Below are 25,231 nucleotides of genomic sequence, written 5' to 3'. Positions count from 1 at the left end.
TCACACGGAGAGCTGTTGTCGGGTCGTGTCCGGCAACAGTTCAACGGCCTGCTGATAAGACGCATCCACCAGATAGTAAATTTGCGAGCCAGGCAGCGAGCCATCAAGATAGACGGTGCTCCAGTGGGCTTTATTGAGATGCTTGCTTGGCCGGACATCATGGTGCTGCTCGCGTAGCAGTTCAGCCAGCTCCGGGCTGGTTTTCAGCGATGCCGCCGGGCGACCTTCAACCTCTTTCACCATGGCAAACAGCACATCGCCAACCTTTATCTGCGTGGCTTTCCAGTCACTGTGGACGCTTTGCTCTGCGCCGGGCTTATTCATGCAATATTGAAGTATCTCCGAGATTGTCATCTTTGCTCACCTGTAAATGGGTTGAACACGACCTGAGTACCTGCCTCTTTAAGTGTGCAGCAAGACGACAAAAGGTAAACCCGGCAGGCCTGATTTGTTCAAAAAATCAGCATACCTCAGTATTCAGAATTCACAATCACCTCTTCGCCAAAACTCCCCGCCATCGGCAGTGGTCGATAGGTCGAATTAGAGGCGCGTAACACCCTAATCCCTCTGGCACCTACATCACGAGCAGCGGTGATATCGTTGTCAGAATCACCATAAAACACTTTGATATTTTTCTGCTCCAGCCACTGCGTTTTGGTGTTCTGGCCAGGTTTATCACCCGCAAAAATAACCGGGTTCATATTGGCGGCAGGGATCAGAAAATCGTCCTGCAAGGTTTTGGATACCGTTTCGGTTTTGGTCTGGCTGCGTCCGGTCACAAAGAAAATGCTGTCGCCACGCTTAACGTGCATGGCAATCAGTGAGCGAGCCACTTCTTTCGGAATGCTGAACTCATCCCAGCCATTATTCATTTTTTCCCAGAATTCCGGGTTTTTCAGATAGGCTTCGCTGTCCGGTGAGTACATTTTTTTACCGCGCCAGAAACCCGGGCTTGAGAACAAGACGGTGTCGTCGATATCAAAACCCACGGCCATCGGCGGGCGGCCCATCAGGCTGTTTTCAATCTGTGCCACAGAAACCCAGTGGATCGGTGCTTGCTCAGCAAGAATGGCGGCGGTGGTTCCGGTGTAAACCGGTGTGGGCGCGGAAGCTCGCGCAACGACTGCACTATTAAGCGAGAACAATAAGCAGGCGGCGCTGAGCGCCAGTGTGATCTTGCGCATATTTTCCCCTGAATATTCAGTTTGTTATCGTTTTATTTTGAGCGAATGGTCAAAAAACTACCCGACCATAACCCCTGGGGGAGTCGAATGAAAGGAGTTTTTGCTTATGGATCTGAATAAAAAGAAGAAGATCACAAAGCGTGGATGAGAGACGCAGGCCGGGTAAGCGCCGCGCCACCGGGCAATCTTTTACACGGGTACAAAAAAAGCCGGGTGGCGGCTACGCCTTACCCGGCCTACATAGCTCAGTGAGTGAGTACTTACATTACAGCAGAAAATGCCTGTGCCACGCGCTGTACGTTACTGGCATTCAGGCCGGCTACGCACATACGGCCGCTGGCAATCAGGTAAACGCCGAACTCATCACGCAGACGGTCAACCTGTGCCGCACTCAGACCGGTGTAGCTGAACATCCCGCGCTGTTTAAGCAGATAGTCAAAATTGTGTCCCGGTACGGCCTCTTTCAGCACGTTAACCAGTTCCTGACGCATCGTCAGAATACGTTTGCGCATGGCCTCCACTTCGGCAAGCCAGGACGCTTTCAGCTGTTCGTCACCGAGAACGGTCGCCACAACCTGCGCACCAAAGTTTGGTGGGCTGGAGTAGATACGACGCACGGTCGCTTTCAGCTGACCCAGCACGCGCCCTGCGGCTTCAGCATCTTCACAGATCACAGACAGGCCGCCTACGCGCTCGCCATACAGGGAGAAGATTTTCGAGAACGAGTTGCTGACCAGTGCAGGTAATCCGGCGCTGGCAACGGCGCGAATCGCGTAGGCATCTTCATCCATACCTGCGCCAAAACCCTGATAGGCAATATCGAGGAACGGGATCAGGTTGCGCGCTTTCAGTACCTCAATCACCGCATCCCATTGAGCATTGGTGAGGTCTGCGCCCGTTGGGTTATGACAGCAAGGGTGCAGCAGCACAATACTGCGCTCTGGCAGGGTATTCAGTTTTTCCAGCAGTGACTCTACACGCACACCGTTGGTTTCATTGTCGAACCACGGATAAGTCGCGACCTTAAAACCCGCACCTTCGAAGATAGCAATGTGGTTTTCCCACGTAGGATCACTGACCCACACGCCGGAATCAGGGAAATATTTTTTCAGGAAGTCTGCGCCGACTTTCAGCGCACCCGAGCCGCCCAGCGTCTGGATGGTGGCGACGCGTTTTTGCGCAAGCACCGGATGATCGGCACCAAACAGCAGCGGCGCGATGGTGTTACGGTAGGCATTTAACCCTTCCATCGGCAGATAAAGCGATGCGCCATGTGGTACAGCATTAAGACGCGCTTCGGCTTCTGCAACAGCCTGCAACTGAGGAATAATGGCATCCTCGTTGTAATACAGACCAATGCTCAGGTTCACTTTGTCGCTGCGAGGATCTTCTTTGAAACGCTCCATTAAGGAGAGAATGGGGTCGCCGGCGTAGGCGTCAACTTTCTGAAACACGCGATGGTTCTCCAGATTATTATCAGGCAGGGAATTCAACAATAAACCGGAACCTCCCGTAAAACCACCCTTTCCCCGCATCCTGCGATCGGCATAGGTTTTTTGCACTCTCGCCCCGTGTCATTTGCCCAATATTTCACGCTCTCGCCCTGCCGTAATGTGAACCCTGCGCATCCGCGCATTCACTGATTCAAGGAGTTCACATTATGGATTCACAATTTATTGGTTCAGTCATTAACGCCCTGCCGCTGGAACATATGATCGGCGGCCCGCTGCAGGCAATGATCAAAGCGCAGGTTCAGGCCAGCAAGTCGTATACCGATTTCCTGCTTTCCGTCTGTATTAAAGACGGTAAAGCCGTCGCCATTGAGTTCGATTACGACGAAACGGTGGTGGACGAGCAAGGCGTTAGCAAAGGCAGCGTCACCCGCAAAATGAGCATCCCGCTGCTGGCGGCCATCACTCACCCAATCATTTGCATTGAAGACGGCACCATCGACTTCGAGCTGGAAGTGAGCCAGAGCGAAGCCAGCTCCAGCAGCACTGAAGCGGAAGCCTCCGTTGAAGCGTCCATCGGCTGGGGCGTGTTCAAAGCCAAAATGACCGGCAAGGTATCGCATAAATCGGAGCAAACTCGCTCCACCGACACCCGCGCCAAGTATTCCATTCACACGCAGATCAAACGTCAGGAACCGCCTGAAGCGCTGCAACGCGTTATTGATTACCTCACCAACGCCAAAACCAAGCCTGTCGCGGCGCAGTAACGGCTCGCCAGCAGAGTATTGCTTTTCCCTAACGCATGAGGCTGCCGTCGGCGGCCTCACTTCAGGAGTGAATTATGTCTTTTAAAACATGGCTACGCGGCAACAAGGATGAGGAGCCAGAGAATAAGACGGAGAAAGAGGCTGAGGGAACGCCGCCTCCGGTAAAGGGAAATAATCCACCGCCTCCCGCAGATATTCCGGGCGTACCCGTCACGCTTGAAGATATTACCCGGGGAATGCAATACGCGGCGACGGCAGCCAATGAAATGATCGCCCAGCAGTATATGAAGGCGCTGGACCCTTTTTTTGAACCGGCGGACGACGGCTCGCTGATCCCCCGCACCGTTCAGCTGGCGCTGGATGAAAAGCACTATTTCGACCTGCCGCTGGTCGCGCTCTCCACCCCGCGCGGGCTGATGCTGGAAAAAATGAAGGTCAACCTCACGATCCGCACCGAAGGGATGCAAACCCCGTCGCAGCAGGAGGGTGAAAACGAGTTTGGTCGCTTCCACGTCAGCCTTTCGCCCTCAAGCGACAGCAAAGGTGGGCGCGATAGCCGCCACGTCGATGTGGAGATGCAATTTACCGCATTACCCCCGCCGGAAAGCGTGATGCGTTTGATCGACGAATACACCAACAAAGTCATTCCCCGTCCCAGAGCAGAGGAGACTCCATGATGCAAAAACAACCTGATAGCACCGGCGATAAAGGCGTCGAGCTGATTTGCCATTTTGAAGGACTGAAGCTGGAGCGTTATCGCGACGCCGTAGGTTTGTGGACCATCGGCTACGGCCATTTGATCCTCAAAGAGGAGATGGAAAAACTCATCAAAATCACCACTGGCGAAGCCAAAACCCTGCTGCGCAAAGACCTGAAGCGCACAGAGGATGGCGTTAAAAAGCTGCTGATCCACAGCGCAAGCCAAAGCCAGTTCGATGCACTGGTGTCGTTTGCCTTCAACCTTGGCGTCGGCAATTTAAAGAAATCGACCCTGCTGAAGAAATTTAACGCCGGGGATATCGACGGCGCAGCGCTCCAGTTCAAAAGCTGGAACAAAGCGGGCGGCAAAGTGTTGACTGGCCTTACCCGACGCCGTGAGGCGGAAATGAAGTTATTTCTCAGTTAATTAAACAGGAAAATACGATGAAAACATGTACTTTCATAAACGTCGCTGTTCTGGCCGTCACCCTTTCTGCTGCGATGCAGGCCAGCGCCGCCCTGAAAACCTGCGAAGATGAAATTAAAGAGACCAATACGTTTTTATCTGAGCAAGGCGTCGCGCCAGTTAACGACGTGACTGACCTTGCGACCACGCTGCGCAATATCAAGAACTTTGGCCGCCTGCCCGATCGCTATATCACGACCCACGAAGCAAAACGTCTTGGCTGGTCCGGCAGTGAAATGGAGACACTCTGGGGGGTAAAACCCACCAACAAAAAATGGATTGGCGGCGATAGCTACGCAAACCCGGCTTTGCCCGCAAAACAACAGTGGCTCAGCGCAGACATCGACGTCCAGAAGGGCTATCGCAGCCCTAAGCACCTGATTTACAGCCTTTCCGGGCAACAGCGGTTTATCACAACCGATAAGTATCAGCATTTGGCTGAGCTGGAACCTTGCCAATAATCCGCCCCTGTCACGGTGATAAAACCCCATTTACCGGGGTTTTATCTTTGTTGAGGATAACGTCATGTCTGACAACTATCTCCCTACGCTTATCAGTGAAGCATTACTGGCTTTTTCAGGTTTATTTGGCGGTGTAAGTATCTCTTTTTTCTGGCAACCACAGCGGTTGCACCAGCACAGCCGGTTTATGGCGGGCATCATTTTTGGTGGTATCAGTATGGGGGCCGCGGTGGCGTTAGGAGGGTTAGCAGCCCGCTGGCTGAAAATAGATCTTAACCAGGCCGATATTACGCTGGGTTTAGGGTACATATTGGGCGCCATGAGCAATGGACTGATTGTTTGGCTGGCTAACTTCTTTCGCCGTCATGAACAGCGCGATATTTTTGATGTTGCCAGCGTCATCAAAAGCAAAGTCAGAAATGAGTCACTCCCTCAGCCTGATTTAAATAACAACAAACCTGATGGAGAATAAGATGCTTAACATAATGAATGGATGGGTTCTGCCTTTTATTATTGTTGTCGATCTGGTGACGTCGCTATTGATATTATTTGCGGCCTACAGCCGACGCGTACACGCTTTGCCGACACTCTGTAAAGTCGGTTTGGCAGCACTGGCGTTTGGCTTTTTTGGCGAAAGCAGCTTAAACGTTAAATTCATTTTGACAGGCGCTGACATTTTGAGCGACAGCTTCCCTTTTTGGTTATTACAAGATTTCGGAACCTTAATTGTTGTTATCTATTATTTCAAATCGCAATCTCACTAAACACGATAAAAGCGCAACAAGGCCCACTTGTTGCGCTTTTATTTAACATGACAATCATAGTGCAAAAATTTACGGCGTGTTGTCTAATTAGCAATATATTTAAAATAGAGCATTGCGGCCTGGGTGCGGTTGTTTACCTGAAGCCGATGAAAGATTGACTCGAGGTGCACTTTGACCGTACCCGCACTGATGTTGAGTTGTCTGCTGATTTGCTTATTTGTTCCTCCGTTGGCCAGAAGTTTGAGAACTTCCTGCTGCCGACGGCTCAGAGAGTGGATCGGTAATGCGCTAACGGGCTGTTCCCGGTGAACCACCGCCTGCTCGGGGAAGCAGACCACCCCGGAAGCAACCATGCTTAATATCTGACTGATTTTCTCTACCGGAATCTCTTTGGTGAAAATGCCTTTTACATTTTGTCGAATGTAAAAATTAAATATCCTGTCTGTCGCTTTTCTTAACATCACCACAATCGGTAATGTGGGCCAATTGGACGTCAGGCTATTGATGAAATCACTGCATTTCATTTCACCGTCGAGCAAAATAATGTTTACCGGCATTGACGCCAGAATAGTCTGTGCATCTTCAAAGCTGTTTGTAGCAAAAACGGTACATTCCGGCATGACTCTTTTCAGCTCAGTCTTCATACCGTGAATGTAGATCGGCAATTCATCGATCATCAATATATTCATCGCAGCGTAACCTCGTGTGATTTCCATTCCTTGAATTATTCAATCAACCTTTTCCGAAAATGAGTATGAGTGCTATTCCCGAACTGTAAAAACAGCATTCGGCATAAGGCGAATGTCATATTCCCTGATCAAGAAGTTAAGCAGCGCTTAACGAAAAATACAGCCTTAATAAAATACAACCCGAAAAACCATTTCTATCAGAAAAAGCCCAGGCTTATCGGCATATTTTAAATATAACCCTGACACTTATTATTAAAAGGCAACTGTGTCATCCACCTATACAGTAATATTTTAACGAGGTTATTTATGACGACATTAACAGTATTTTTTTGTGGTACCGGATCTAATAAATTCGATGATTCTCATGCTAATTACTGGAATGGCGAATTAATTTCCGCACTGGCCGCGAACAACAAAGGCAAAGAGTTTGCCGAATGGGTCATTCTTGATGGGCCAGGAAGCGGCAATTTGCAAAGCGATGAGCTGTGGGTAAAAAGCGGCGATTATTCGCAACTTCGCGGACAGCTTGTGGGCAGTGGCTGGAAGGAAAACGTGCAACATGCCATCAATATTATTAAAGGCCACGTTGACTGGCAGCGCGAAAAGCTGACCCAGGAGAATTATGAACAGCTAAAAAAAGCGGGAGTCCCCATCCAGGATGTCGAAGTGACTGGCTCTTTCTGGTGGCGTAAATATGACTATGGTGATCGCAAAGTGACGCAGCAGGCGCTTCAGCAGCAGATCATCAAGACCTTCCGCAAAGGGCAAATCCTGCCAACTCAGGTTAACCTGGTAGGCTGGAGCCGCGGGGGAATTAGCTGCCATATGCTCGCCAATGCAATGTTGGCCGATCCGCTTTTGGCCACTATTCCGGTGAACATTTTTGCCATCGATCCGGTGCCGGGCATGGGGAACTTCCAAACGGAGAAGGTCACGCTTGGCCGCAATGTCAAAGAGTATGTGGCCTTCTACGCCAGAGACGAGCGCTCGAAAGGTTTCTCGTGCGTGGTCCCGGATACCGACAACGCGACGGCGGTGCATATTTACCCGATGTCAGGGCGACATGCGACGCTGGTAGGCAATGCTTCCGCAAATGGCGACAGTGGCGAAAAAGTGCTGCATGAACCGGGAACGATCGTGCGGCATTTCGCTGAAGTGTGCCTGCAAAGATGGGGAGTAAGCCTGGATAAAACGCTGAATCTGAGCGGATTACAGCTGCTGGAACTGCATCAGGCAAACCAGCGTAATGCGGGGCAATTCGCACAGATGCAAAAAACGGTATATACGGTTTCTGAGAACGATCAGGGGGAGCGTTACGTTTCTCTGGGCAGTACCGGAAAACCGTTCTCGTCCGTGCAGGGTACTCGCTTTAGCCCAGTATCGGGGCTGGCATCGGATTACTTAACCAACCAGGCCATCTACAACGTGTTGAAATAAGTCTGGTGGCGGGATCGCGTCCAACGGCACCCGAGGCGGTTGGACGCGAACGCCTTAACTTAATCGACGTACTTCATCGCCACCCTTGACGTCAGGCGCGTAATAAGTTCGTAAGCACTCACTTTCGTTATTTCAGCAATGCGTTCTACGGGTAATCCTTCGCCCCACATCACCACATCGTCACCCGCTTTGTCCTGGGCTTCCGGCCCCAGGTCGACGCAAATCATGTCCATCGCCACGCGGCCAACAATCGTCACTTCGCGGCCATTGACCAGCACTGGTGTACCAGACGGCGCAGCACGTGGATAACCATCGCCATACCCCATCGCCACCACGCCAAGCCGCGTATCGCGCTCGCTGACCCAGGTTCCCCCGTAGCCCACAGGCTCACCCGCTTTGTGCTCACGCACGGCAATCAAGTTAGACACCAGCGACATCACTGGCTGGAAGCCAAAATCCGGCCCCCAGGGCTTGTTGTCCAGCGGCGAAACGCCATAGAGAATGATGCCAGGACGCGCCCAGTCGAAATGGGACTGCGGCCAGAGCAAAATGCCGCCGGACGCGGCAATAGAGCGCATGCCCGGTTTGCCTTCACAGAAAGTGTTGAAGATATCGAGCTGTTGCTCAGTGGCGCCACATTCTGGCTCATCGGCACGGGCAAAATGGCTGACAATATTGACCGGCTGGCGCACGTTTTTGCACTGACACAGGCGCTGGTAAAACGCATCAGCCTTCTCCGGGCGCACACCCAGACGGTGCATCCCGGTGTCGAGCTTCATCCACACGGTCACCGGCTCGCTGAGCTCAGCGGTTTCCAGTGCAGCAAGCTGCTCTTCGTTATGGATCGCGGTATGCAGATGCTGGTCGGCAATCGTGGTGAGATCTGTGGCTTCAAAGAAGCCTTCGAGCAGCAGAATGGGCTGGGTAATTCCGCCTGCACGCAGGCGCAGAGCTTCTTCAAGACGGGCGACGCCAAAAGCGTCGGCATCGGGGAGCGTTCGCGCGGTCTCAAGAAGACCGTGTCCGTAAGCGTTCGCTTTCACGACTGCAACGAGCTTGCTGGCAGGTGCCAGTTCACGCAGACGTTGCAGGTTGTGTCGCAGAGCGCGGCGGTTAATAACAACTGTTGCCGCTTGCATTTGAATTCCTTAGAAATTACTCATCATCATATTGAGGACCGGCATAGTTGTCGAAACGCGACCACTGTCCGTTAAAGGTCAGACGTACCGTACCGATTGGGCCGTTACGTTGCTTACCGATAATGATTTCCGCGATCCCTTTCAGGTCGCTGTTCTCGTGATAAACCTCATCACGGTAGATAAACATGATTAAGTCCGCATCCTGCTCAATGGAGCCAGATTCACGCAGGTCGGAGTTGACCGGGCGTTTATCCGCACGTTGTTCCAGGGAGCGGTTAAGCTGTGACAGGGCCACAACAGGAACCTGTAGTTCTTTAGCTAACGCTTTGAGTGAGCGGGAAATTTCTGCGATTTCCAGCGTACGGTTGTCCGAAAGTGACGGCACGCGCATCAGCTGGAGGTAGTCGATCATGATAAGGCCGATGCCGCCGTGTTCGCGGGCAATACGGCGCGCACGGGAACGCACTTCCGTTGGCGTCAGGCCAGAGGAATCATCGATATAGATGTTACGTTTTTCCAGCAAGATCCCCATGGTGCCGGAGATACGCGCCCAGTCCTCGTCATCAAGCTGACCGGTACGAATTCGGGTCTGATCCACACGTGACAGCGATGCCAGAGAACGCATCATGATCTGTTCTGATGGCATCTCAAGACTGAAAATCAGAACCGGTTTATCCTGCAACATCGCCGCATTTTCGACGAGGTTCATCGCAAATGTCGTTTTACCCATCGAAGGACGCGCAGCGACGATAATCAAGTCCGACGGCTGTAGGCCTGCGGTTTTCTTGTTGAGGTCGTCGTAGCCGGTATTGACGCCGGTTACACCGTCGTGCGGTTGCTGGAAAAGTTGTTCGATACGCGCGACGGTGGCGTCGAGCACATCGGCTATATTTTTGGGGCCTTCGTCTTTATTCGCTCGGCTTTCGGCAATTTTAAACACGCGTGATTCAGCCAGGTCGAGCAGATCTTCGCTGTTGCGCCCCTGTGGGTCAAAGCCTGCTTCGGCGATTTCATTGGCCACCGAAATCATTTCGCGGACAACGGCACGTTCACGCACGATGTCGGCGTAGGCACTGATGTTCGCCGCACTTGGCGTGTTTTTCGATAACTCTGCCAGATAGGCAAACCCGCCGACGCTGTCCAGTTGCCCCTGTCGCTCCAGCGATTCCGCGAGCGTAATCAGGTCAATCGGACTGCCCGATTCTTGCAGGCGCGCCATTTCGGTAAAAATATGGCGGTGCGGACGGGTATAGAAGTCGTCGGACACGACGCGCTCGGCGACATCGTCCCAGCGTTCGTTGTCCAGCATTAAACCGCCCAACACCGACTGTTCCGCTTCAATCGAGTGCGGCGGGACTTTTAACCCGGCGACCTGATAATCACGTTCACGGGGTTCAGTCTGTTTGTTGAAGGGTTTGTTTCCTGCCATAGTGAATGGAGTTACCGAGATAAAGAGTGGGTCGAAAGATTACCACATTTTCTTATGGAGGAAGCATGGCAACGCGTATTGAATTTCACAAGCATGGTGGCCCTGAGGTACTCAACGCCGTGGAGTTTACCCCCGCCGCACCGGGTGAAAACGACGTTCAGGTTGAAAACAAAGCCATCGGCATTAATTACATCGACACCTATATTCGCGGTGGGCTCTATCCACCACCGTCTCTGCCAAGCGGGCTGGGAACCGAAGCGGCAGGTGTGGTGATTAAAGTGGGCAGCGCCGTTAAGCACCTTAAAGAAGGTGACCGCGTGGTTTATGCGCAATCGGCGCTGGGAGCCTACAGCTCCGTACACAACGTGCCGGCCGATAAAGCCGCCCTTTTACCTAACGCCATTTCGTTTGAACAAGCGGCGGCCTCTTTCCTGAAAGGGCTAACCGTTTACTATCTGCTGCGCAAAACCTACGAGATCAAACCCGACGAACAATTCCTGTTCCATGCCGCCGCCGGTGGTGTGGGCCTCATCGCCTGCCAGTGGGCAAAAGCATTAGGTGCGAAACTTATCGGTACCGTAGGCAATGCGCAAAAAGCACAGCGCGCATTGAAGGCTGGCGCATGGCAGGTGATTAACTACCGTGAAGAGAGCATTGTTGAGCGGTTAAAAGAGATAACCAACGGCAAAAAAGTGCGCGTGGTGTATGACTCGGTGGGCAAAGACACCTGGGAAGCCTCGCTGGACTGCCTGCAACGCCGCGGCCTCATGGTGAGCTTTGGTAATTCGTCAGGTGCCGTGACCGGTGTTAACCTGGGCATTCTGAACCAAAAAGGCTCGCTGTATGTCACGCGCCCTTCTCTTCAGGGTTACATCACTAACCGGGAAGAGCTGGAGGAAGCCAGCAACGAGCTGTTTTCACTGATCGCCAGCGGGGTGATTAAAGTGGATGTGGCAGATGCGCAGAAATATCCGCTGGCTGATGCGCAGCGCGCGCATGAGGTGCTGGAGAGTCGGGTGACGCAGGGGTCGAGTCTGTTAATTCCCTGATCCCTGAAAAGAAATTGGGCTTCCTTTTCAGGAAGCCCTTTCTTTTTTTAGTTCGGCTGTATGTAGGGTACAGCTCGATGAATTCTTTAGCGGCAGTCATAGTGACAGAATAGATAACTAAATCCTATTCCGTTCTATGCAATGCTGCCGGAAAAGTTGCAGGTATGTGACGAACCCCTCAATACCTTAGTAACGAAAGCGGTTATTGCGCTGATAATTTTGGACTTTTGGTGATCTACTCGCCCGAATCACCCACACAACAGCAATTACCAGCAGTAACCACGGTAACAGTTTGATCGTCAGGGCAAATAACCCACCAATAAACATGACGACCGTAGCCACCACCATCGCCGCCAGGATGCCGAGCAACGATACGCCGGTCACCAGCAGCATGACAAAAAAGCCAATCACAAAAAGTAGTTCGAGCATGGTTCTCTCCCAGGTAATGCCCCAATGATGCATTGAGCATTACAAGAAACGTGCCAAACTTAACTCATTGTTATCAAAACAAAACGCCCCGCAACAATGTGCTGGGCGTGGTGAAATTAACTATCTTTTAGTGAAATTTATCGCTTATCGGCGACCAGACGCAGCGCGTGCTCCAGCACCTCGATGTCTGCACCGGCTTTATGCGCGTTCTCGCTGAGGTAACGACGCCACTGACGCGCCCCCGGGATCCCCTGGAACAGGCCAAGCATGTGGCGGGTAATGTGGCCAAGATAGGTGCCATTGCTCAGCTCGCGTTCAATGTACGGATACATGGCTCGCACCACGGAGACAGGGTCAGTATCAGCACCTTCCACGCCAAAGATTTCACGGTCAACCGTCGCCAGGATACCCGGGTTCTGGTATGCCTCGCGGCCAACCATCACACCATCCATATGGTCAAGATGCACTTTGGCTTCTTCCAGCGATTTAATTCCGCCGTTAATCGACATCGTCAGCTGCGGGAAATCACGCTTCAGCTGATAGACGCGCGGGTAGTCCAGCGGTGGGATTTCGCGGTTCTCTTTCGGGCTGAGGCCTGAAAGCCAGGCTTTACGTGCATGGATGATAAACATCTCGCACTCGCCTTTTCCGGCAACGGTATTGATGAATTCACACAGGAATTCGTAGCTGTCCTGATCGTCGATACCGATACGGGTTTTGACCGTTACCGGTATGGAGACCACATCACGCATCGCCTTGATGCAGTCTGCGACCAGCTGCGCATTGCCCATCAGGCACGCGCCAAACATGCCGTTCTGCACGCGATCGGACGGGCAGCCGACGTTGAGGTTAATCTCGTCGTAACCCCGCTCCTCAGCAAGCTTCGCGCACTGCGCCAGCGCTGCCGGATCGCTCCCGCCAAGCTGCAACGCAACCGGATGCTCTTCTTCGCTGTACGCCAGATAGTCGCCCTTTCCGTGAATGATCGCGCCGGTTGTCACCATTTCGGTGTACAGCAACGTGTGGCGGGAGAGCTGACGCAGGAAGTAGCGGCAGTGTCTGTCCGTCCAGTCGAGCATCGGCGCAATGGAGAAACGGTGTGCAGGAAAAACAGTCTGTGATTCTGACGACATGGCGAAGTTTTAAGCATCTGGTGGATAAAGGGGCGCTACTATAGCACAAAGAAAAGCCGGAGGCGCAGCGCCTCCGGTGCACTTTAGAATGTCAGACTCAACTGTGCTCCTGCCCCCCAGGTTTCGTCTTCACCGTACAGGCCCATCAGGTCGACATGAACCGTGTTCAGCGGCGCGAACCCGACACCCGCCGTAAAGACGTTGCTGTCGTTATTCTTGACGTCAGCCCGGTAACCGGCGCGAACAGCCAGCCAGCTCAGCGGAGTAACTTCTGCACCTACGCCCACATACTGAGAGTTCTCTTCGCTTTTAAAGCCTTTGGTTTCCGTCAGATCGCCATCCGCGGTCAGGGTCAGAAGATCGGTATGCCATGCTGCGCCCGCGGTAACCACTGGGCTTATCTGGTAGGTATCGCGCACACCGTCCACCTCTTTGGTGTCGATATCGCGCGAGAAGAGGTTATGCCCGGTCAGACCGACCGTCCAGTTATCACCAAAGTCAGCGGCAATACCCGCATCGACGTTAAACCCGGTGTCATCGTTACGGTAACGGCTGCTGTTGATGTCATCGCTGTTGAAGTTGTAGATAGACACCGTGTAGTTATACAGCCAGGTTTGTTGCAGCTTCGGGGTGATCCCCACAGACACTGGCACACCGCTGATATCAAACTGACGCGCCACCGCCACGCCGTAGTCTGAAACAATTGCCGCACGGCCAAAACCTTTCGATTTCAGATCGTTCGGATCAACGCCAAACACAGCAGATGGTGCAGCTTCCACTGCCCGTAGTTTGTCGATATCGCCCTGATCGATGTAAGAACTCACGCGTGCACGCGCGTTGGCTTTTGCCACAAATGCCACCGAGAGCACATCATTAGGAATGCTTACAGCGATCCCACCCCCCGCTTTACCGCTGGCAGTTTTTCCTTTCAGTGAATCCAGCTGATCGGCCAGGTCGCCTGCCGCAGAAGAAACTTCCCGCGATGCAGGACTAAGAGGATTTAACAGGTCGATAAGATTGATGCTATCCAGCGTGCTGCGATAACGGTTCACGTCATCGCTGATGTCATCAATCTTATCCCGCAGATTGTCTTTATCAGAAATCTGCGCGCCAATGGAGGGTAAAATAAGGGTGACGTCATCGTCAGGTTTCGCCTTTGCCAGCAATGCCGGGTTAATTAACACCCCGCTGCCATAGCTGCCTGCCGCTACGCCCGTGCCACCCATCGCGTCACTACGCGCTTCTGTCCAGGTATTGGCTGCTCCCGCCTGATTTGCCATAAACAAGGAGACAGCGATGCTAACCACCGAAAATTTAAAATGTTTCTTCACAGTATGCTCGTCTTATAGTCTGTTATGAAATAACCCCTGTCTGTTATCACCCAAACAGGAACGAACTATTGCTGTGAATAAGTACAAAAAGACCCGCTATTTCCCTAAGTTAAATCACCATCGGGCCTGTTGTATTTTGTGATGGCCCTCAATATTTATAGAAGAGGATATTATTTTCGCCCAGGTTTTCCATCGTGCGGGCCAAAAAACTGCGGCGGATGGTCTACCCACCGGTCTTCCCGCGTGGCGGCATAAACCGGATTCAGCGGATAATAGATGCGATTGTGTTTTTTGTTGGCCTCGCCAACGACCAGCAGCCGGACCTCTTCATCCGTATTGTTGATAAAGGTATGGCATACCCCGGTTCCGGCCGGAAACCCCACGCTATCACCCGGCTCCAGCTTCCACAGATAGCCATTTATCCAGGCTTCCGGGTAGCCTTCCAGTACATAGATAAACTCCTCTTCGTCACTTTCCGCATGGGGATAAGACGTACGCCGCCCTGGCGGCAGGCGCTCGTGATGGACACCAATCCGCCCCAGGCCAAGTTTACGGGCCAGCGGCGCGCCAATGGAAAAACGCTCAGTGCTGTCGGGATAAGTAGAATCATCTGCGCCTTCCACATCGCGCCAGTGTCGAATACAGTCAGGTCTTTTCATTAGGTGTTTCCCCGGATTGCAATGCGTCAGGTATAGCACACCTGGCGGCTCTCGGTGTTTTTAACAGAACATGATAAAGTGAGGGTTTTCCATCCCATAGACAGCCGAGGTGCTAAATGGATAAGTCCACAAAAGAGCTGCTGGCGCAAGCTGAAAAGCTCTGTGCGCAACGCAATGTGCGCCTGACCCCACAGCGCCTTGAAGTATTGCGTCTGATGAGCCTGCAACAGGGCGCCATCAGTGCGTATGATTTACTCGACCTGCTGCGCGCAAGCGAGCCGCAGGCCAAGCCGCCTACCGTCTATCGCGCGCTGGATTTCCTGCTGGAACAGGGCTTTGTGCACAAGGTCGAATCAACAAACAGCTATGTGCTGTGCCATTTATTTGATCAGCCTACCCACACCTCGGCCATGTTTATCTGCGACCGCTGCGGCGTGGTGAAAGAAGAGTGCGCGGAAGGTGTTGAAGACATTATGCATACGCTGGCAGCCAAAATGGGCTTCGCCCTGCGCCATAATGTGATTGAAGCACACGGATTATGCTCTGCGTGCGTGGAGGTCGAATCATGCAGCCATCAGGATGCGTGCCAGCATGACCACTCCATTCTGGTAAAGAAAAAACCGCGCTAACGGCAAAAGATAAGGCGGCTCAGGGCCGCCCTCAGGGTGTACATCCTTGTACTTGCAGGTATTACCGGTCTACCAGCGATAGTCGTTACGCTTTTCCCAGTCGCCGACTTCTTTCTCCGCCTGATCTTTGGCGTAGCCATAGCGTTCCTGAATTTTACCGACAAGCTGATCGCGCTTTCCTTCGATGACCGTCATATCGTCATCTGTCAGCTTACCCCATTGCTCTTTCGCTTTACCTTTGAACTGTTTCCAGTTGCCGCTGATTTCGTCTTTATTCATCATCAGGTCCTCATCGTTAAAGAGTGAAAGGGCCGCCCGAAACCTTCATTTCATGCTGGACGTGATAATAATTTTAGTTGAGCATCTGGCACTCAGGAATTTATTCAGAATCTTTTACCATCATGAGAGATCGTGACGGGATGAAAGCCAGGTATTATTTTTCCAGTGACGACGCCAGATAAACGCCAGCGAGAGGCCACGCAGAAGAAGAAAGACCGCGAGGGCCAGCCATAACCCATGATTCCCCAGATACGGCACCGTGAGCAGCGTTAAACCAAACCCACCCGCCGCGACCGCCATGCTGTTACGCATTTCCGCGCCACGCGTTGCGCCAATGAACATCCCGTCGAGTAAATAACACCAGACGCCCACAACCGGTAAGATCACCTGCCAGATGATGTAGTGGCTTGCCAGCTCACGCAGTGCAGGTAATGACGTGAGCAGCGCAACAATATACTCACCAAAGCAGGTGTAGATGAGTGCAAATGCCAGCGCCACCAGCCCAGCCTGACGACATGCAGCACGCCAGACATCATGTAATTGCCCGCTTTCGCGCGCGCCATACGCTTGCCCGGAATGGGCTTCTACCGCGTAGGCAAAGCCATCGAGGGCATAGGCGGTAAAGGTCAGCAGCGTCATCAGCACCGCGTTGACAGCAACGATTTCCGGGCCAAGCCGCGCGCCAAAGACCGTCAGTGCACCAAAGCACAGTTGCAATAACAGCGAGCGCAGCATGATGTCGCGGTTAAGCGCCAGCAGCTTGCGGATATTGCCGCGCCAGGCGGCCTTTAGCAGCGCAGGTGTTATGCCCCGCATCACCAGCACACGCCAGACCATCCACAGCCCGATAATCAGCGTGCCGTACTCGGCAATAGCTGTTGCCAGCGCCGCGCCCTGCACATTCATGTGCAACCCCATAACCAGCCAGAGGTCGAGCACTATGTTCAGGACGTTCCCGACAACCAGCAGGATAACGGGAGCGCGGGCATACTGAACGCCCAGTAACCAGCCCAGCAGAACCAGATTCGCCAGAGATGCCGGTGCGCTTAGCCAGCGAATATCAAGGAAACGCCGTGCCTGCTCCAACACCGCTTCACTGCCACCTACAATGTGTAATGCCAGCTCAATCAGTGGTGTACGCAGCAGAACGATAAGTACACCCGCACCCAGCGCCAGAATTAACGGCTGTACCAGCGCACGTGCCAGACGCAGGGGATCTTTTGCGCCAAACGCCTGTGCCGTCAGCCCGGTGGTGCTCATGCGTAAAAAAAGCAACAGCATAAAGAGGAAGCTGGTTGCCGTTGCGCCAATCGCCACGCCACCCAGATACACCGGTGAATCCAGATGACCAATAACCGCCGTATCGACCAGCCCCAACAGCGGAACGGTGATATTGGAAAAAATCATCGGCAGTGCAAGACGCCACAATGCCTTATCGGAAGCAGTCAGCAGTGACATGAAAAATACCGGGAGTGGGAAATGAATCAGGCTACGGAGGCTCCGTAGCCTGTCAGGGGGAGATTACAGCCATTCTCCGTTGCGGATGACGCCAACCGCCAGACCTTCAATGGAGAAGTTATGTTCGCGAAGATCCACCACGATTGGGGAGAATTCGCTGTTTTCCGGCAGCAGTTGCACAGTATTGCCCTGTTTTTTCAGGCGCTTAACGGTAACTTCGTCATCAATACGCGCCACCACCACCTGACCGTTGCGCACATCCTGAGTCTTATGAACCGCCAGCAGATCGCCATCGAGAATACCGATGTCTTTCATGGACATGCCGCTGACGCGCAGCAGAAAATCCGCGCTCGGTTTGAACATGCCAGGATCGACCTGATAGTGACCTTCAATATGCTGCTGTGCGAGCAAAGGCTCACCTGCCGCGACACGGCCAACCAGCGGAATGCCCGTCTCTTCTTCTACCAGCAGACGGATGCCGCGTGAAGCACCAGAAACAATCTCAATTACGCCTTTACGCGCCAGAGCTTTAAGGTGTTCCTCGGCAGCATTTGGAGAACGGAAACCCAGGCGCTGCGCGATTTCCGCACGCGTAGGTGGCATTCCCGTCTGGCTGATATGATCCCGGATGAGATCAAACACCTCTTGCTGCCTGGTCGTTAACGCTTTCATTCCGCCCCCTGGGTGTATATACAGTTATGCTGTGAGTATATACAGTCAAAGGTGATTTTGGAACCAAAAACTGCACAAAAAACCAGGGACTTAATTATTCCTCGAGGCTCATCGGAAATGCGACCAAAGCAGCGTGACCCAGGTGATCACCGCAGTAATAATCGCCAGCAACACGGCGGCAGACCCCATATCTTTTGCACGACCAGAGAGCTCATGGAAATCAGAGCCAATACGATCAACTACCGCCTCAATAGCGCTATTGAGAATTTCCACTATCATCACCAGAAGCACAGAACCAATAAGAAGAACGCGCGTTATGGCATCAACATCGAGGAAACAGGCAATGATTACCGCCACGATAGCGGCAACGCCTTCCTGACGAAAAGCGGCTTCATTGATCCACGCGGCACGGAAACCTTTCCATGAATAGCCGGCAGCTTTGATGATTCGGGTTAACCCAGTGGTATTATTGGCCATTAAAAGAACCTTTTATTAGAAATAGCGTCAGTAACTATAGACGCAGTGCGTTTACTGCCGCCCGAAGTATGACGGGTAACAACAGAAATTTTGCGCGCTTTCTGTTATCCTTGCGCCGCAATTGCATTATTAACCAGAGGCTTTACATCGTTTATGTCTGGCTGGCCACGAATTTACTACAAATTACTTAATTTACCATTAACCGTTCTGGTAAAAAGCAAGTCTATCCCAGCAGAACCCGCGCTGGAATTAGGGCTCGATACCTCTCGCCCTATAATGTATGTTTTGCCTTACAACTCGAAGGCAGACTTGCTCACGCTCCGCGCCCAGTGTCTGGCGCATGATTTACCCGATCCGCTTGAACCACTGGAGATCGACGGTACTCTGCTGCCGCGCTACGTGTTCATTCACGGCGGGCCGCGTGTGTTTACCTATTACACGCCAAAAGAAGAGTCCATCAAGCTGTTCCACGACTACCTCGATCTACACCGCAGCAATCCTGATTTGGATGTGCAGATGGTGCCGGTATCGGTGATGTTTGGTCGTCGCCCAGGTCGCGAAAAAGGGGAAGAAAACCCACCGCTGCGGATGCTCAACGGTATCCAGAAATTCTTCGCGGTGTCCTGGCTTGGTCGCGATAGCTTCGTGCGTTTCTCTCCTTCTGTGTCGCTGCGCCGCATGGCAGATGAACACGGTACGGATAAAATCATCGCGCAAAAACTGGCTCGCGTGGCACGTATGCACTTTGCGCGCCAGCGTCTTGCAGCCGTAGGGCCGCGCCTCCCGGCGCGTCAGGACCTGTTCAATAAATTGCTGGCGTCTAAAGCCATTGCCCGCGCCGTGGAAGACGAAGCGCGCAGCAAGAAGATTTCGCATGAGAAAGCACAGCAGAACGCCATCGCATTGATGGAAGAGATCGCTGCGAACTTCTCCTACGAGATGATTCGCCTGTCCGATCGTATTCTGAGCTTTACGTGGAACCGCCTCTATCAGGGGATCAACGTTCACAACGCCGAGCGCGTGCGCCAGCTGGCACATGACGGCCACGAAATTGTCTATGTGCCCTGCCACCGCAGCCACATGGACTACCTGCTGCTTTCCTACGTGCTTTATCATCAGGGCCTAGTGCCACCGCACATCGCGGCCGGTATTAACCTGAACTTCTGGCCAGCAGGTCCGATTTTCCGCCGCCTTGGTGCCTTCTTTATTCGTCGTACCTTCAAAGGTAACAAGCTCTATTCCACCGTATTCCGCGAATATCTGGGCGAGCTGTTCAGCCGCGGTTATTCCGTTGAGTATTTCGTAGAAGGCGGGCGTTCCCGTACTGGCCGCCTGCTTGATCCGAAAACCGGCACGCTGTCGATGACTATCCAGGCCATGTTGCGCGGCGGTACCCGCCCAATTACGCTGGTACCGATTTACATCGGCTACGAGCACGTTATGGAAGTGGGAACGTACGCCAAAGAGCTGCGCGGTGCGACCAAAGAGAAAGAGAGCCTGCCACAGATGCTGCGTGGTCTGAGCAAGCTGCGTAATCTGGGTCAGGGCTACGTGAACTTCGGCGAGCCAATGCCGCTGATGAACTACCTTAACCACCATGTCCCGGAATGGCGCGAGTCTATCGACCCTATCGAAGCGATACGCCCTGCCTGGCTGACGCCAACGGTGAACGGCATTGCCGCTGAGCTGATGGTGCGTATTAACAACGCAGGTGCGGCCAACGCCATGAACCTGTGCTGTACTGCGCTGCTGGCATCGCGTCAGCGTTCACTGACCCGTGAACAGCTTACCGAGCAGCTCGATTGCTATCTGGACATTATGCGTAATGTTCCGTACTCAGTGGACTCGACGGCGCCTGCCGCTACCGCCAGCGAGCTTATCGATCATGCCTTGCAGATGAATAAGTTCGAAGTTGAGAAAGATACGATTGGCGACATCATCATTCTGCCGCGCGAGCAGGCGGTGCTGATGACTTACTATCGTAACAACATCGCGCATATGCTGATGCTGCCTTCGCTGATGGCCGCCATTATTACCCAGCATCGTCGTATTTCTCGTCAGGACCTGCTGCGTCATGTCGACGCGCTGTATCCGATGTTGAAAGCCGAGCTGTTCCTGCGCTGGAGTAAAATCGAGCTGGCGGCAGAGCTGGATAAATTGACCGAAGAGCTGCGTCGTCAGGGGCTTATCACCGTCAATAATGACGGGCTGCATATCAACCCATCTCGCTCCCGCACCCTGCAACTGCTGGCGGCTGGCGCGCGTGAAACCCTGCAACGCTATGCCATTACGTTCTGGTTGTTGAGTGCTAACCCATCCATCAACCGCGGCACGCTTGAGAAAGAGAGCCGCACGCTGGCACAGCGCCTGTCGGTACTGCACGGCATTAACGCGCCAGAATTCTTCGACAAGGCGGTATTCAGCTCTTTAGTGCTGACGCTGCGTGATGAAGGGTTTATCAGTGATACCGGCGATGCCGAGCCAGAAGAGACGCTGAAGGTTTACCAGATGCTGGCTGATCTGATTACGTCTGATGTGCGTTTAACGATTGAGAGCGCGACGCAGGACGAATGATGTAAAAAAAGCCGGGTGGCGGCTTCGCCTTACCCGGCCTACGATCCAGCACAACATGTAGGCCCGGTAAGCGTCAGCGCCACCGGGCTTTTTTTCAGGCAAAATAACTCATCGCCAGCCCTAAAAACAGCACCAGGCCCACGTAGTTATTGTTCAGAAACGCTTTAAAGCAGGCTTCACGCTCGCGCTTCGCAATCAGCTTTTGCTGATACACAAACAGCATCCCGGCAATCAGCACTGACCAGTAAAATTCCCAGTTCAGCTCGTTCAGGCGTCCAATCGCCACCATCAGTGCCAGCACCGCTACCTGCAAAATCCCGATAATCAGCTTGTCCTGGCGGCCAAACAGGATCGCCGTCGATTTGATCCCAATTTTCAGGTCATCGTCGCGGTCGACCATTGCATACTGGGTATCGTACGCCACGGCCCACAGGATATTAGCCAGGAACATCAGCCAACAGCTGAGCGGTACGGTTTCGCTGACCGCTGCAAACGCCATCGGAATCGACCAGCCAAACGCAGCACCCAACACCACCTGCGGCAGATGGGTATAGCGCTTCATAAACGGATACACCCAGGCCAGCGCCAGTGCCGCGACAGAAAGCAGGATGGTCATGGTGTTGAGGGTTAACACCAGTAAAAAGGAGAGCACCACCAGCACGATAAACAACGTGCGCGCTTCTTTTTCCGTGACCTGACCGCTTGGTAGCGGGCGGTTGGCGGTACGTTTCACGTGGCCGTCGAATTTACGGTCCGCGTAGTCGTTTACCACGCAGCCTGCCGCACGCATCAGCCAGACTCCAGCGACAAACACCGCCAGGATCCACAGTGGCGGCAAACCGGGGGTCGCAACCCACAGCGCCCACAGGGTAGGCCACAGCAGCAGCAACGCGCCGATGGGTTTATCAGTACGCATTAAGCGGTGATAGGCCAGCAGCTTGTTCTGCTTCAGACTCCACTCCATTTTTTCTTCCTCTCAGTACAACGGCGATGCCGGTAAAAAAAGCTCCGTCAGCATTAACGGTTTACCGCTCAGGCGAAGGCGGGAACGGCGCCCCCACAGATCGGCATCGCGGCCAATCTCAATAAAATCACGGGTAAGTTCGGAGGAGGTGAAAAGATACCGCCCCAGCGGCGTTTTCCCCAGTTGTTGCAGCGCTAATTCCGGCCCGGACAAGGTGGATTCAGGCACAACCGTCCGCCCGGCAAGCCACGGCTCGCCATCTGCACAAAGTAAAATCTCACGTAACCAGTAGCGTTCTTCTTTTGGCAGCAGCGGCAACTCACTGGCAATCGCCTCAGGGGTGACAAACCCTTCCTGAATCAGCGTCACGGTGACCGTTTTGCCCTGTTGCTCAAAACGTTTAGTCATGGAATCTTCCAGCAGCAACCAGTCAAGCTGCTCCGGGTCAAGCGCAGGTATTTGGTCGAAATAGCGCAGCGCACGCAGTTGCGTTAGCGCAGGGTGTGACATGCCAGACTCTCCGATACATAACGTAATGGCATTGTATCGCAGAAAAACGGATTGAGGGCGGCCAAACGTTATTTAGCGATCACTATCGCAACAACAGCGCAACAGCGCGGGCGACACAAAAAAAAGTGCGCCCACTCAGGCGCACTAAAACTAACAAATCAGCACTGTGGGGAAACGGTTACCCCTTGCCTTTTACACTGCTGATAAAGGTGGAACGGGCAGTGGTTGAACCTAAACGCTCAGCTTCATCAAGCAGCTTCAGTGCTTTATCGACATCGCCTTTCTTAACAGCCTGCTTAATGGCGTTGTTAAAGTAAGATTCGGTATCGTTGAGCACCGGTTCGGATGGTTTTGCCGGAGCCTGAGATGCAGCGGCAACCGGTGCAGCTGCCGCTGCGGCTGGAGCAGCATAAACAGGTGCGGCGGTGTTACCCACGGTCACAGGGCCGGTGCCGGAGGAGCCAAACAGTGGGCCAACCAGGACGCTGGATGCATTGTTTGTTGAAACTTTCAGCTTCAGCAGGCCATCGGTTACATGGCGCGCCAACGGGTCCGGGATATCCGGTACCGAGTTACCTGTGCCTTTGGCATAGGCTTTAGCCGGGTCGATAAGCTTGGTGGTCTGCTGCAAGTCTTTCTCGGTGGTGAAGACCAGCACATAGATCTTCTGCTGACCCAGCGCAGGCGTCAGGCGCATTTTCCCTTCCAGGCGATCAGCGCTCATCACGCCAGGTTCCTGGTAGCCAAAGTACTCGCTTGGGAAGAAGGCAGATGGCGTCATATTCTGATCAAGGATCAGCACGTTAGGCGCAAATACGCTGGTTTGATTGCTCACTTCACTGGTCAGGGTCAGCGTCAGTTCACCGATATTTGCCGGTACGCTAAAGGCGGCAACCGGGCCAGTAATGCCGGGAACATTCAGCTGTTGGCCGCCCGCAGAGAGCTGCGTTGACTGGACTTTAGATTGATCAACCGGGGTCCAGGCGAGTTGCTGGAGCGCCGCCGCCGGAATTGCTGGCGCAGCACTGGTATTCTGAGGAACGAAATTCACATCTGCAAAGGTGATAGCCGGTACACTTGCCAGCAGCCCCGCAGAGAGGCACAGCGCGACGAGACTTTTCTTCATTTTCATTGTTATTACCTCTGATAGCGTGAGCACTGCGGTGGCCAGGCAATAGCGCGCAGCACCCTAAGGATAGAGGGGCTTTCGCCCCTCTTTTTAGGTCATTACGTCAGGTCTTACGTATTACCACCAGATTTCCATCTGGGCACCGAAGGTCCACTCATCAGAGTCGCCACGGCTGAAGGTTTTCGCGGAAGTGTCGCTGTACGCTACGCCAGAATCATAACCAGTACCGGAGTCGCTGTTCGCGTAGCCCCATTTCTCATCCCACTTCGCGTAGGTTGCGAAGACACGGATAGCCGGACGGGACCAGATGCTGTCGCCTGCCTGCCATTGTTGTGCCAGGGTGATTTTGTACTGGCTGTTGGTATCGTCAGTTTTCTGAGATTTGACGTTGTCGTAGCCAACTTCCAGCAAGGTGCTCATGATTGGCGTCCATTTGTACATAGGACGAACACCGACGGTCCACCATTTGGTGCCGTTGTTGTTATCCAGGTTGATGTCCTGGTACATGCCCACGTACATCAGGTCCCAGGAGTCGCCCAGAGAGATCGCACCGTGGTCCAGCACGCGCCACATGTCACCGTTGTTGTTGATGCTACCACCTTCAGGACGGCCTTTACCGTTGGAGGTCATAGAGTCAGTTGCGTATTGCAGAACGAACTTGTTGAAGCCCTTCAGCATACTTTGGGTATGTTCAGCGGTGAACATCCAGCCGTCTTTAGACGCGCCAGGTTGCAGGTAGTAGTCGTCTGGAATGTTGGTATGACCGTAGTCAACACCGAACTCCAGCGTACCGCCTTCGTTGACCTGCATCTGTGCTAAACGGACGTCGAAGACATCGTTCGGTACCAGGTTGTCATAAATACGGTTACCCAGTGCATCACGGTCAGCGAAGGTCGCAGAACCGCCCGATTCAGAAGAACGGGTCGCTGCCAGAGAGAGTTTACCGAAGCCCAGATCGATGTTTTCGATACCCGCACCAGGACCAGAAATATCCCAGTAGTAGAAGTCGATCATGTGGACGTCATGACGTTGATAGAAACGCTTACCTGCCCAGATGGTAGAACCTGGCAGTGCGTCGATGAGGTTTTTACCCTGCACGTTAGCTTCACGGAAAGCCGGGCTGGTGGATTCCCAGTCGTTCTGCTGAGAAACGGAATACGCTACGTTAGTATCGAAATAGAAGCTCTTATCGCCTTCTTTCCATACTTCCTGGCCCAGTTTTAACTCGGCATACGTTTCACATTCGTTACCAAGACGGTATTTACTTTGAGCACCTGTTGCCTGGAAACATTGTTGTTCACCGCCACTCCCGGTCCAGCCAATGCCGGAACGAGCATAACCTTTAAAGTCTACGGCTCCTGCCTGGGCAGACAGGATGCCTGCCGCAATGGCGATCGCCAGAGGGACTTGTTTGCGCAGAGTAATCATCATTCTATCTCCTGAGATCATTGC

28 protein-coding genes are annotated in these 25,231 nt (G+C 53.2%); 10 read left to right on the top strand and 18 right to left on the bottom strand.

Annotated elements, in window-relative coordinates; all coding sequences use genetic code 11:
* The 3 genes from ACT9TW_RS06775 to tyrB form a co-directional block, all read right to left on the bottom strand.
* Entirely contained in the window at positions 1-354 is a 354-nt protein-coding gene (locus ACT9TW_RS06775) for an MmcQ/YjbR family DNA-binding protein (RefSeq protein ID WP_446491949.1), read from the bottom strand.
* Between the two features lie 116 nt (positions 355-470).
* On the bottom strand, positions 471-1,184 hold the full coding sequence (gene aphA, locus ACT9TW_RS06770; protein ID WP_166718272.1) for an acid phosphatase AphA: 714 nt from the start codon (positions 1,182-1,184) through the stop codon (positions 471-473).
* A gap of 260 nt (positions 1,185-1,444) precedes the next feature.
* Complete coding sequence (gene tyrB / locus ACT9TW_RS06765) at positions 1,445-2,638, bottom strand: aromatic amino acid transaminase (RefSeq protein WP_446491948.1); 1,194 nt, start codon at positions 2,636-2,638, stop codon at positions 1,445-1,447.
* Between the two features lie 206 nt (positions 2,639-2,844).
* Between tyrB and ACT9TW_RS06760 the strand changes: the two genes are divergently transcribed.
* The 6 genes from ACT9TW_RS06760 to ACT9TW_RS06735 all read left to right on the top strand — a co-directional run bounded on the left by ACT9TW_RS06760 (position 2,845) and on the right by ACT9TW_RS06735 (position 5,792).
* Positions 2,845-3,402 (top strand): DUF2589 domain-containing protein, encoded by a 558-nt coding sequence (locus ACT9TW_RS06760; RefSeq protein ID WP_182063305.1) that lies wholly within the window; start codon positions 2,845-2,847, stop codon positions 3,400-3,402.
* Positions 3,403-3,476: 74 nt separating this feature from the next.
* Positions 3,477-4,079: a DUF2589 domain-containing protein gene (locus tag ACT9TW_RS06755; RefSeq protein ID WP_446491947.1), complete on the top strand. Its 603-nt coding sequence runs from the start codon at positions 3,477-3,479 to the stop codon at positions 4,077-4,079.
* The gene (locus ACT9TW_RS06750) at positions 4,079-4,528 is read left to right on the top strand and encodes a lysozyme (protein ID WP_446492691.1); all 450 of its coding nucleotides are present in this window, start codon (positions 4,079-4,081) and stop codon (positions 4,526-4,528) included. The genes ACT9TW_RS06755 and ACT9TW_RS06750 overlap by 1 nt, the downstream gene beginning before the upstream one ends.
* A gap of 17 nt (positions 4,529-4,545) precedes the next feature.
* Positions 4,546-5,028: a ribonuclease gene (locus ACT9TW_RS06745; protein WP_446491946.1), complete on the top strand. Its 483-nt coding sequence runs from the start codon at positions 4,546-4,548 to the stop codon at positions 5,026-5,028.
* 64 nt (positions 5,029-5,092) lie between these two features.
* Positions 5,093-5,500: a hypothetical protein gene (locus tag ACT9TW_RS06740; protein WP_446491945.1), complete on the top strand. Its 408-nt coding sequence runs from the start codon at positions 5,093-5,095 to the stop codon at positions 5,498-5,500.
* Position 5,501: 1 nt separating this feature from the next.
* A complete protein-coding gene (locus ACT9TW_RS06735) occupies positions 5,502-5,792 on the top strand; it encodes a hypothetical protein (protein ID WP_315687584.1) in 291 nt (96 codons plus the stop codon).
* An 83-nt stretch (positions 5,793-5,875) separates the two neighbouring features.
* Here ACT9TW_RS06735 and ACT9TW_RS06730 read toward each other — a convergent pair whose 3' ends face one another.
* The gene (locus tag ACT9TW_RS06730; RefSeq protein WP_446491944.1) at positions 5,876-6,469 is read right to left on the bottom strand and encodes a LuxR C-terminal-related transcriptional regulator; all 594 of its coding nucleotides are present in this window, start codon (positions 6,467-6,469) and stop codon (positions 5,876-5,878) included.
* A 318-nt stretch (positions 6,470-6,787) separates the two neighbouring features.
* Between ACT9TW_RS06730 and ACT9TW_RS06725 the strand changes: the two genes are divergently transcribed.
* Positions 6,788-7,918 carry a hypothetical protein gene (locus ACT9TW_RS06725; protein WP_446491943.1) on the top strand — a complete coding sequence of 377 codons (1,131 nt, stop codon included), beginning with the start codon at positions 6,788-6,790 and terminating at the stop codon, positions 7,916-7,918.
* A 59-nt stretch (positions 7,919-7,977) separates the two neighbouring features.
* Here the strand turns inward: ACT9TW_RS06725 and alr are convergent, their stop codons facing one another.
* Positions 7,978-9,057 carry an alanine racemase gene (gene alr / locus ACT9TW_RS06720; RefSeq protein ID WP_446491942.1) on the bottom strand — a complete coding sequence of 360 codons (1,080 nt, stop codon included), beginning with the start codon at positions 9,055-9,057 and terminating at the stop codon, positions 7,978-7,980.
* A gap of 16 nt (positions 9,058-9,073) precedes the next feature.
* A complete protein-coding gene (dnaB, locus tag ACT9TW_RS06715) occupies positions 9,074-10,486 on the bottom strand; it encodes a replicative DNA helicase (protein WP_182063298.1) in 1,413 nt (470 codons plus the stop codon).
* Positions 10,487-10,551: 65 nt separating this feature from the next.
* Here dnaB and ACT9TW_RS06710 point away from each other — a divergent pair, with 65 nt between their 5' ends.
* The gene (locus tag ACT9TW_RS06710; protein ID WP_182063297.1) at positions 10,552-11,535 is read left to right on the top strand and encodes a quinone oxidoreductase; all 984 of its coding nucleotides are present in this window, start codon (positions 10,552-10,554) and stop codon (positions 11,533-11,535) included.
* A gap of 186 nt (positions 11,536-11,721) precedes the next feature.
* Here ACT9TW_RS06710 and pspG read toward each other — a convergent pair whose 3' ends face one another.
* The 4 genes from pspG to ACT9TW_RS06690 form a co-directional block, all read right to left on the bottom strand.
* Positions 11,722-11,964 (bottom strand): envelope stress response protein PspG, encoded by a 243-nt coding sequence (pspG, locus tag ACT9TW_RS06705; RefSeq protein WP_446491941.1) that lies wholly within the window; start codon positions 11,962-11,964, stop codon positions 11,722-11,724.
* Positions 11,965-12,101: 137 nt separating this feature from the next.
* The gene (gene dusA / locus ACT9TW_RS06700; protein WP_182063295.1) at positions 12,102-13,097 is read right to left on the bottom strand and encodes a tRNA dihydrouridine(20/20a) synthase DusA; all 996 of its coding nucleotides are present in this window, start codon (positions 13,095-13,097) and stop codon (positions 12,102-12,104) included.
* Positions 13,098-13,180: 83 nt separating this feature from the next.
* The gene (gene traF, locus ACT9TW_RS06695; protein WP_315687580.1) at positions 13,181-14,428 is read right to left on the bottom strand and encodes a conjugal transfer protein TraF; all 1,248 of its coding nucleotides are present in this window, start codon (positions 14,426-14,428) and stop codon (positions 13,181-13,183) included.
* Positions 14,429-14,598: 170 nt separating this feature from the next.
* Positions 14,599-15,087 carry a cupin domain-containing protein gene (locus ACT9TW_RS06690; protein WP_446491940.1) on the bottom strand — a complete coding sequence of 163 codons (489 nt, stop codon included), beginning with the start codon at positions 15,085-15,087 and terminating at the stop codon, positions 14,599-14,601.
* Positions 15,088-15,203: 116 nt separating this feature from the next.
* Between ACT9TW_RS06690 and zur the strand changes: the two genes are divergently transcribed.
* Positions 15,204-15,716 (top strand): zinc uptake transcriptional repressor Zur, encoded by a 513-nt coding sequence (zur, locus tag ACT9TW_RS06685; protein WP_182063293.1) that lies wholly within the window; start codon positions 15,204-15,206, stop codon positions 15,714-15,716.
* A 69-nt stretch (positions 15,717-15,785) separates the two neighbouring features.
* Here zur and ACT9TW_RS06680 read toward each other — a convergent pair whose 3' ends face one another.
* The 4 genes from ACT9TW_RS06680 to ACT9TW_RS06665 all read right to left on the bottom strand — a co-directional run bounded on the left by ACT9TW_RS06680 (position 15,786) and on the right by ACT9TW_RS06665 (position 18,602).
* Positions 15,786-15,995 (bottom strand): CsbD family protein, encoded by a 210-nt coding sequence (locus ACT9TW_RS06680; protein ID WP_028017939.1) that lies wholly within the window; start codon positions 15,993-15,995, stop codon positions 15,786-15,788.
* Between the two features lie 120 nt (positions 15,996-16,115).
* Positions 16,116-17,453 (bottom strand): MATE family efflux transporter DinF, encoded by a 1,338-nt coding sequence (gene dinF, locus ACT9TW_RS06675; protein ID WP_446491939.1) that lies wholly within the window; start codon positions 17,451-17,453, stop codon positions 16,116-16,118.
* Between the two features lie 63 nt (positions 17,454-17,516).
* On the bottom strand, positions 17,517-18,125 hold the full coding sequence (gene lexA / locus ACT9TW_RS06670; protein WP_446491938.1) for a transcriptional repressor LexA: 609 nt from the start codon (positions 18,123-18,125) through the stop codon (positions 17,517-17,519).
* A 108-nt stretch (positions 18,126-18,233) separates the two neighbouring features.
* Entirely contained in the window at positions 18,234-18,602 is a 369-nt protein-coding gene (locus ACT9TW_RS06665; protein ID WP_014068500.1) for a diacylglycerol kinase, read from the bottom strand.
* Between the two features lie 153 nt (positions 18,603-18,755).
* On the opposite strand from ACT9TW_RS06665, the gene plsB reads away from it, so the two are divergent.
* Positions 18,756-21,176: a glycerol-3-phosphate 1-O-acyltransferase PlsB gene (gene plsB, locus ACT9TW_RS06660; protein ID WP_446491937.1), complete on the top strand. Its 2,421-nt coding sequence runs from the start codon at positions 18,756-18,758 to the stop codon at positions 21,174-21,176.
* A gap of 94 nt (positions 21,177-21,270) precedes the next feature.
* Here plsB and ubiA read toward each other — a convergent pair whose 3' ends face one another.
* The 4 genes from ubiA to ACT9TW_RS06640 form a co-directional block, all read right to left on the bottom strand.
* Positions 21,271-22,140, bottom strand: coding sequence for a 4-hydroxybenzoate octaprenyltransferase (ubiA, locus tag ACT9TW_RS06655; RefSeq protein WP_446491936.1), 870 nt, complete (start codon positions 22,138-22,140; stop codon positions 21,271-21,273).
* A 12-nt stretch (positions 22,141-22,152) separates the two neighbouring features.
* On the bottom strand, positions 22,153-22,650 hold the full coding sequence (gene ubiC / locus ACT9TW_RS06650; RefSeq protein ID WP_182063288.1) for a chorismate lyase: 498 nt from the start codon (positions 22,648-22,650) through the stop codon (positions 22,153-22,155).
* Between the two features lie 178 nt (positions 22,651-22,828).
* A complete protein-coding gene (gene malM / locus ACT9TW_RS06645) occupies positions 22,829-23,782 on the bottom strand; it encodes a maltose operon protein MalM (protein WP_182063287.1) in 954 nt (317 codons plus the stop codon).
* Positions 23,783-23,896: 114 nt separating this feature from the next.
* Entirely contained in the window at positions 23,897-25,210 is a 1,314-nt protein-coding gene (locus tag ACT9TW_RS06640) for a maltoporin (RefSeq protein ID WP_182063286.1), read from the bottom strand.
* Between the last annotated feature and the right edge of the window lie 21 nt (positions 25,211-25,231).

Source organism: Enterobacter sp. C4G1, from assembly GCF_052886895.1.
The sequence above is the reverse complement of the archived record's forward strand: the minus strand, read 5'-3'. Positions and strand labels throughout refer to the sequence as shown.

Bases quoted from the DNA above. Each gene is read 5' to 3' on its own strand.
- ACT9TW_RS06775 (WP_446491949.1), bottom strand. From the start codon at position 354: ATGACAATCTCGGAGATACTTCAATATTGCATGAATAAGCCCGGCGCA.
- aphA (WP_166718272.1), bottom strand. From the start codon at position 1,184: ATGCGCAAGATCACACTGGCGCTCAGCGCCGCCTGCTTATTGTTCTCG.
- ACT9TW_RS06760 (WP_182063305.1), top strand. From the start codon at position 2,845: ATGGATTCACAATTTATTGGTTCAGTCATTAACGCCCTGCCGCTGGAA.
- ACT9TW_RS06755 (WP_446491947.1), top strand. From the start codon at position 3,477: ATGTCTTTTAAAACATGGCTACGCGGCAACAAGGATGAGGAGCCAGAG.
- ACT9TW_RS06750 (WP_446492691.1), top strand. From the start codon at position 4,079: ATGCAAAAACAACCTGATAGCACCGGCGATAAAGGCGTCGAGCTGATT.
- ACT9TW_RS06745 (WP_446491946.1), top strand. From the start codon at position 4,546: ATGAAAACATGTACTTTCATAAACGTCGCTGTTCTGGCCGTCACCCTT.
- ACT9TW_RS06740 (WP_446491945.1), top strand. From the start codon at position 5,093: ATGTCTGACAACTATCTCCCTACGCTTATCAGTGAAGCATTACTGGCT.
- ACT9TW_RS06735 (WP_315687584.1), top strand. From the start codon at position 5,502: ATGCTTAACATAATGAATGGATGGGTTCTGCCTTTTATTATTGTTGTC.
- ACT9TW_RS06730 (WP_446491944.1), bottom strand. From the start codon at position 6,469: ATGATCGATGAATTGCCGATCTACATTCACGGTATGAAGACTGAGCTG.
- ACT9TW_RS06725 (WP_446491943.1), top strand. From the start codon at position 6,788: ATGACGACATTAACAGTATTTTTTTGTGGTACCGGATCTAATAAATTC.
- alr (WP_446491942.1), bottom strand. From the start codon at position 9,057: ATGCAAGCGGCAACAGTTGTTATTAACCGCCGCGCTCTGCGACACAAC.
- dnaB (WP_182063298.1), bottom strand. From the start codon at position 10,486: ATGGCAGGAAACAAACCCTTCAACAAACAGACTGAACCCCGTGAACGT.
- ACT9TW_RS06710 (WP_182063297.1), top strand. From the start codon at position 10,552: ATGGCAACGCGTATTGAATTTCACAAGCATGGTGGCCCTGAGGTACTC.
- pspG (WP_446491941.1), bottom strand. From the start codon at position 11,964: ATGCTCGAACTACTTTTTGTGATTGGCTTTTTTGTCATGCTGCTGGTG.
- dusA (WP_182063295.1), bottom strand. From the start codon at position 13,097: ATGTCGTCAGAATCACAGACTGTTTTTCCTGCACACCGTTTCTCCATT.
- ACT9TW_RS06690 (WP_446491940.1), bottom strand. From the start codon at position 15,087: ATGAAAAGACCTGACTGTATTCGACACTGGCGCGATGTGGAAGGCGCA.
- zur (WP_182063293.1), top strand. From the start codon at position 15,204: ATGGATAAGTCCACAAAAGAGCTGCTGGCGCAAGCTGAAAAGCTCTGT.
- ACT9TW_RS06680 (WP_028017939.1), bottom strand. From the start codon at position 15,995: ATGAATAAAGACGAAATCAGCGGCAACTGGAAACAGTTCAAAGGTAAA.
- dinF (WP_446491939.1), bottom strand. From the start codon at position 17,453: ATGTCACTGCTGACTGCTTCCGATAAGGCATTGTGGCGTCTTGCACTG.
- lexA (WP_446491938.1), bottom strand. From the start codon at position 18,125: ATGAAAGCGTTAACGACCAGGCAGCAAGAGGTGTTTGATCTCATCCGG.
- ACT9TW_RS06665 (WP_014068500.1), bottom strand. From the start codon at position 18,602: ATGGCCAATAATACCACTGGGTTAACCCGAATCATCAAAGCTGCCGGC.
- plsB (WP_446491937.1), top strand. From the start codon at position 18,756: ATGTCTGGCTGGCCACGAATTTACTACAAATTACTTAATTTACCATTA.
- ubiA (WP_446491936.1), bottom strand. From the start codon at position 22,140: ATGGAGTGGAGTCTGAAGCAGAACAAGCTGCTGGCCTATCACCGCTTA.
- ubiC (WP_182063288.1), bottom strand. From the start codon at position 22,650: ATGTCACACCCTGCGCTAACGCAACTGCGTGCGCTGCGCTATTTCGAC.
- malM (WP_182063287.1), bottom strand. From the start codon at position 23,782: ATGAAAATGAAGAAAAGTCTCGTCGCGCTGTGCCTCTCTGCGGGGCTG.
- ACT9TW_RS06640 (WP_182063286.1), bottom strand. From the start codon at position 25,210: ATGATGATTACTCTGCGCAAACAAGTCCCTCTGGCGATCGCCATTGCG.